The organism is Enterobacter sp. ZOR0014 (assembly GCF_000798855.1).
Lineage (GTDB): Bacteria > Pseudomonadota > Gammaproteobacteria > Enterobacterales > Enterobacteriaceae > Enterobacter > Enterobacter kobei.
Window position 1 is genome coordinate 1 of record NZ_JTLF01000044.1, and the last position, 6162, is coordinate 6162.

Annotated in this window: 7 protein-coding genes; 5 read left to right on the top strand and 2 right to left on the bottom strand. The window is 58.8% G+C overall.

What is annotated here, in order from left to right:
- The 4 genes from arnD to arnF form a co-directional block, all read left to right on the top strand.
- Nucleotides 1–718 (top strand): 4-deoxy-4-formamido-L-arabinose-phosphoundecaprenol deformylase (gene arnD / locus L977_RS01670; RefSeq protein ID WP_047624452.1); only part of this gene is annotated, 718 nt, incomplete at its 5' end.
- Nucleotides 715–2370 carry a lipid IV(A) 4-amino-4-deoxy-L-arabinosyltransferase gene (gene arnT / locus L977_RS01675; RefSeq protein ID WP_047624453.1) on the top strand — a complete coding sequence of 552 codons (1656 nt, stop codon included), beginning with the start codon at nucleotides 715–717 and terminating at the stop codon, nucleotides 2368–2370. The genes arnD and arnT, both read left to right, overlap by 4 nt.
- A complete protein-coding gene (arnE, locus tag L977_RS01680; protein WP_014885567.1) occupies nucleotides 2370–2705 on the top strand; it encodes a 4-amino-4-deoxy-L-arabinose-phosphoundecaprenol flippase subunit ArnE in 336 nt (111 codons plus the stop codon). The genes arnT and arnE overlap by 1 nt, the downstream gene beginning before the upstream one ends.
- Nucleotides 2702–3106 (top strand): 4-amino-4-deoxy-L-arabinose-phosphoundecaprenol flippase subunit ArnF, encoded by a 405-nt coding sequence (gene arnF / locus L977_RS01685; RefSeq protein WP_014885566.1) that lies wholly within the window; start codon nucleotides 2702–2704, stop codon nucleotides 3104–3106. Before arnE ends, arnF begins: the two co-directional genes overlap by 4 nt.
- Here the strand turns inward: arnF and acpT are convergent.
- The gene (acpT, locus tag L977_RS01690; RefSeq protein WP_047624455.1) at nucleotides 3063–3659 is read right to left on the bottom strand and encodes a 4'-phosphopantetheinyl transferase AcpT; all 597 of its coding nucleotides are present in this window, start codon (nucleotides 3657–3659) and stop codon (nucleotides 3063–3065) included. The two genes, arnF and acpT, sit on opposite strands and share 44 nt — an antisense overlap.
- A gap of 100 nt (nucleotides 3660–3759) precedes the next feature.
- Entirely contained in the window at nucleotides 3760–4809 is a 1050-nt protein-coding gene (locus tag L977_RS01695; RefSeq protein WP_014885564.1) for an AI-2E family transporter, read from the bottom strand.
- A gap of 145 nt (nucleotides 4810–4954) precedes the next feature.
- Between L977_RS01695 and L977_RS01700 the strand changes: the two genes are divergently transcribed.
- On the top strand, nucleotides 4955–6162 hold a 1208-nt coding region (locus L977_RS01700; protein WP_047624457.1), incomplete at its 3' end, for an MFS transporter.

Here is a 6162-nt window from a genome sequence, read left to right on the forward strand (position 1 = left end):
GCGCTCGCGCGCAGCATCTCTCTACGGCTGGGATATTCTGCTGGCCGGCACCGCCTGGCCCGGTAGACGCATCGGCGCGGGTAACGAAGCGGTTATCCGTGAGGCGGCGCAGCAGCATGAGGTCGGCCTGCATGCCTGGGATCACCACGCCTGGCAGGCGTGGGCAGGCGTCTGGGATATCCCGCGTCTCTCCCGTGAAATTGAGCGTGGAATGCTGGAGCTGGAGGCCATCACCGGTCAGCCCGTGCGCTGTTCCGCCGTGGCAGGATGGCGTGCGGATCAACGGGTCGTAAAGGCCAAAGAAGCCTTTGCGTTTCGCTACAACAGCGATTGCCGCGGAACCGGGCCGTTTTTGCCGCTGTTAGGCGAAAATCACTACGGTACGGTGCAAATTCCGGTCACGCTTCCCACCTGGGATGAAGTGGTCGGACGCGAGGTGAAGGCGGAAGAATTTAATCGTTATATTCTGGACCGTATGCATCGCGATACGGGGACGCCGGTGTATACCATCCATGCAGAAGTAGAGGGGATTGCGTATCAGCATGATTTCGATGCGTTGCTGACCCTGGCCGCTCAGGAGGGCATTGAATTCTGCCCGTTGAGCGAGCTGCTGCCCGACGACCTCAGCACCCTGCCTGTGGGAAAAATTGTCCGTAATGAACTGGCTGGCCGGGAAGGCTGGCTTGGCCATCAACACACCGTGAGTCCGGTCCCATGAAAACAGCCCGTTATGGCTTAGCGCTTCTCGCACTGTTTATCGTTTACTACCTCATTCCTGTCGATGTCCGCCTGCTGTGGCAGCCTGACGAAACGCGCTATGCGGAAATCAGCCGCGAAATGCTGGCATCGGGTGACTGGATCGTCCCGCATTTTCTGGGGCTGCGTTACTTTGAAAAACCGATTGCTGGCTACTGGATCAACAGTCTCGGGCAACTGCTGTTCGGGCACACTAACTTTGCCGTACGCGCCGGGGCGATATTCTCCACCGGGTTAACGGCGCTGCTGGTGATCTGGATGGCCTGGCGTCTCTGGCGGGATAAGCGAGTAGCCATTTTCTCCGGCCTTATCTTCCTGACCCTGTTCCTGGTGTACGGTATCGGCACGTATGCGGTGCTGGATCCTATCATCACCCTGTGGCTGGTGGCGGCGATGTGCAGCTTCTGGCTGGCCTCGCAGGCCCAAACCGTGGCCGGAAAAGCGGGTGGCTATGTGCTGCTTGGGCTGGCCTGCGGGATGGGGGTGATGACCAAAGGCTTCCTGGCGCTGGCGGTACCGGTGATTGGCGTGCTGCCGTGGGTGATCGTCCAGAAGCGCTGGAAAGAGGTGCTGATTTTTGGCTGGCTCGCGATCCTGAGCTGCGTGCTGATTGTCCTGCCGTGGGCGCTGGCGATTGCGCATCGGGAGCCTGATTTCTGGCGTTACTTCTTCTGGGTTGAACATATTCAGCGTTTTGCCCAGAGCGACGCCCAGCATAAAGCCCCATTCTGGTATTACCTGCCGTTCCTGCTCGCGGGCAGTCTGCCGTGGCTGGCACTGCTGCCGGGCGCGTTTCGTCTCGGCTGGAATGACAGACAAAGCGCGGGGGGAGGATTCTATCTGCTGGGCTGGGTGGTGATGCCGCTGCTGTTCTTCAGCATCGCCAAAGGCAAACTGCCGACCTACATCCTGCCCTGTTTTGCCCCGCTGGCTATCCTGATGGCGCGCTATGCCTGCCTCGCGGCGGAAAAAGGTGCGAGAGCGTTGCGCATTAACGGTGGGATTAACCTGGCGTTTGGGGTGATCGGCGTGATTGTGGCGCTGGTGGTCTCGCCATGGGGGCTGGCTAAGCATCCGGTCTGGACGCCGGTCGAACTGTACAAAGTGTTCTGTGCAGTGGTGGCGTTCCTCCTCTGGGCCGCGGTGGGCTGGTTTACGTTCAGACAGAGTCAGCAGCGCTGGTGGCTGGCAGCCTTGTGTCCTGCAGGCCTGGCATTGCTGATTGGTTTTGCCATTCCTAACCTGGTGGTGGATTCCAAACAGCCGCAGTCGCTGGTCGATACCGTGCGCGAGCCGCTTCAGGAAAGCCGATTTGTGCTGGCCAATAACGTTGGCGTGGCCGCGGGTCTGGCGTGGGAGCTGAAGCGTAATGACATTACGCTGTTTGGTCAGAGCGGCGAACTGCGTTACGGGCTGGATTATCCCGATGTGAAAGATCGTTACGTCGACAAAGATGACTTCGCGCAGTGGCTGGCGACGCATCGTCAGCAGGGGCGTGTGTCGCTGGTGGTTCTGCTGTCAAAGCGTGACGATATCTCACGGGCGAATTTACCGCAGCCGGACAATCTCTATATCCAGGGACGGTTTGCCTTGCTGGAGTATCTGCCGAAGTGATGACCTGGACCTGGCTGGTACTGGCAAGCTTGCTCAGCTGCGCGGGGCAGTTATGCCAGAAACAGGCCACCCGTCCGGCGAAAGCCGGGCGGCGCGGCGCGCACATTATGTTGTGGCTTGGTCTGGCAGGGCTGGCGCTGGGTAGCGGAATGCTGGTCTGGCTGGTGGTGCTGCAACGCCTGCCTGTTGGCGTCGCCTATCCTATGCTGAGCCTCAACTTTGTCTGGGTAACGCTGGCGGCAAAAGTATTCTGGCGCGAACACGTTGCTGCGCACCACTGGCTGGGGGTCGGGTTTATCATCATTGGGATTATCGTGCTGGGAGGAAGCCTGTGAAAGGCGCATTCTGGGCGTTATGCAGCGTGCTGTTAGTCAGCGCCGCACAGCTTTTGCTGCGCGATGCCATGCAGGCACTGCCGCCGGTCAGCGATGTTCTGGCGCTTATCTCCGCGCTGTGGCACTTCTCATCCGGCACGGGCGCGCTGCTGCTGGGGTTGATGGGGTATGTGGCCTCTATGGGCTGCTGGTATCTGGCGCTGCATCGCATGGCGCTCAGCAAAGCATATGCCTTGCTGAGCCTCAGTTATATTCTGGTGTGGGCCGCGGCAATCGTCCTGCCCGGCTGGGGGGAACACTTCTCCTGGCACGGGCTGGTGGGCGTCGGGTTTATTATGCTGGGTGTATTAACGATTTTTAGGCCAGCACGTCGTCAGCAGAATGGATCAGGCCGGCGCTGAGTTCGAAGGGTGTTGCGGTACAGACCGCAAGGCTCAGCGAGTCTATGCGGCAGTGGCTGACTGAATGAAACGCGCTGGCGGTACTGTCAATGCTAACCATTTGCCAGGCGTGACCGCCGCACTGTTTAACGATCGCTTCCTTTCGCGTCCAGATACGCCAGAATGCCGTAAGCTGGCGCTCTGGCGTTTCCTTTTCCAGCTCTTCATGCTCGGCGCCGCTGAAGACGGCATTGGCGAGCGTGCGCCAGTTATCCTGCGGGCGAATACGTTCCAGGGAACAGCCCACGTCACCTTCGTCACTGATAATTAACGCAATCTCATCTCCCGAGTGGCTAAGGCTGAACCACAGCGGATAGTCGCCGGCAAAAAGGGGTTTCCCCTGTTCGTTGTGGATAATCTCCGGGAGTGGCGTCGGCGCCAACAGACGCGAAAGCAACCCGCGTCCAGCGAGCCAGCGCGCGCGATGGGCGCCTTCGGGCGCGTGTCGGGAGAGCGCTTGAGCCCAGCGGTTGGTGCTCAGCGAGGAGATTTTTCCCAGAAAAACCTGGTACATATAACGTCTGGCCTTCAGTCAAACAGAGAGTCGCAAAGTTGCGCGGCGAAACCATTACTATAATCTATTGTCCCCGATAATGGCTAACCCGACCAGCGGCTTAGCCCGGCAACCGGCTTTTGGGTCGTCCCGGCCCCAGCAGGATCGCCAGCTTGCTGCCCCCTTTGGTAGTCTCCATCCAGATTTTACATACGCTGGTCAGCGGAACCGACAGCAGCATCCCAACCGGGCCCAGCAGCCATCCCCAAATCAGTAAGGATAAAAATACCACCAGCGTCGACATGCCCAGCCTGTGCCCCATCATGCGCGGCTCGAGAATATTCCCCAGCACCATATGCACAACGAGGAACAGCGCGCCGACCAGCATACATTCATAAAATCCATTAAACAGAAACGCCTGAATCATCGGCGGCACGGCGGAGAGCACGGCGCCAATGTTGGGAACGTAGTTCAGCAGAAATGCCAGCACCCCCCACATCAGGGCGAACTGGACGCCCATCAGCATCAGTCCCAGCCAGACAATGATCCCGGTCCATACGCTCAACAGCGTTTTCAGCGCCAGATATTTGGACACGCCCTTCAGCGCGCGGTGTAAACCGGCAATATGGATTTGCGGGTTATTTAATGCAAAACGCAGCTTGTAGGGCACATGACGGACTTCGAACAGCATGAACACCACCGTCATGACCAGCAGCAAAATGCTGGCCATCGCGCCGGAAAGACCGGTCATCAGCGTGGTGGCGTAGGTCATGACTTTCTCTGAATCCATCCTGCGCAGCATCCGTTCTGGCGAGATATGCAGATTAAGAAAGGGCATCATCTCCTGCAGGGCGATGATTTTGCGCGTCAGCTCTTTATTGTACTGCGGCAGCATGGTGGAGAATTCGCTCAGCGATGCGGCCAGTACGCCGAAGAGTGCCGTCAGGCCAATCAGCATTACAATCACCACAATAGTGATGGCCACCGGGCGGCTAACGCCCCGGCGTAAAAACCAGGTCACCAGCGGATTGAGAACAATGGCAAAAAAGAGTGCCAGCAGAAGCTGGACGATAATGTCAGCGGCAGCATGAATACCCGCGAGGATAACCACCAGACAGGCGAGTTTTAATAAAATGTGGAGTCCTGCTTTATCGGGCTGGGGGGAGATCATGCGCGTTCCTTAGTAAGATGACGCATTAAGTGTAGTGCCTGGCTTCCGCTTCGTCTGGCACCGATAATCTGAAAGTCGGGGCTGATTTTCTGATGGCGTCGTGGTAATAGTGAAACACTGTTGCAAAAAATTCAGGTCTAACTCCATGCCCGAACCTGCCGCTGAACCGGCGCTGAGCGGATTGCGCCTCAATCTGCGTATTGTTTCCGTCGTCATTTTCAACTTTGCCAGTTATCTGACCATTGGTCTGCCGCTGGCGGTCTTGCCGGGCTATGTCCATGACGTAATGGGGTTTAGCGCATTCTGGGCGGGGCTGGTGATTAGCCTGCAGTATTTCGCCACGCTGTTAAGCCGGCCGCATGCCGGGCGCTACGCGGACATGTTCGGACCAAAAAGCATCGTCGTGGTGGGGTTGTGCGGCTGTTTCCTCAGTGGCCTGAGCTACCTGCTGGCGGCCACAACCAGCGCCTGGCCGCTGGTCAGTCTGACGCTCCTCTGCCTGGGCCGCGTCATCCTCGGTATTGGGCAAAGTCTGGCGGGAACCGGCTCCACGCTGTGGGGCGTGGGCGTTGTCGGCGCATCACATATTGGCCGGGTGATCTCCTGGAACGGAATTGTCACCTACGGCGCGATGGCGCTTGGTGCACCGCTCGGCGTGGCCTGTTATGCCTTTGGCGGGCTCTATGGGCTCGCCATCACCATTATGGTGGTCGCGCTTCTGGCGATTCTGTTTGCCCTGCCGCGCCCGAAAGTAAAGGCCAGCAAGGGCAAGCCACTGCCGTTTCGGGCTGTGCTGGGCCGTGTATGGCCGTACGGTATGGCACTGGCCCTGGCGACGACCGGCTTCGGCGTCATTGCGACCTTCATTACCCTGTTCTATGACGCCAAAGGCTGGGAGGGCGCGGCCTTTGCGTTAACCCTCTTTAGCGTGGCGTTTGTTGGCGCGCGCCTGCTTTTCCCGAACGGCATCAACCGTCTGGGTGGGCTGAATGTGGCGATGATCTGCTTTGCGGTCGAGATAGTCGGGCTGCTGTTGACCGGTATCGCCAGTGCACCCTGGATGGCGAAAATGGGCGTCTTCCTTGCGGGGGCCGGTTTCTCGCTGGTCTTCCCGGCGCTGGGCGTGGTGGCGGTGAAAGCAGTGCCGCAGCAGAACCAGGGAGCGGCGCTGGCGACCTATACGGTATTTATGGATATGTCGTTAGGCATTACCGGGCCGCTGGCGGGGCTGGTGATGGCCTGGGCAGGGGTACCGGTGATTTATCTTGCCGCAGCGGGTCTGGTGATAATTGCCTTGTTACTGACGTGGCGGCTAAAAAAATGGCCCCCGGTGCAAGCACCGGAGGCCACGTC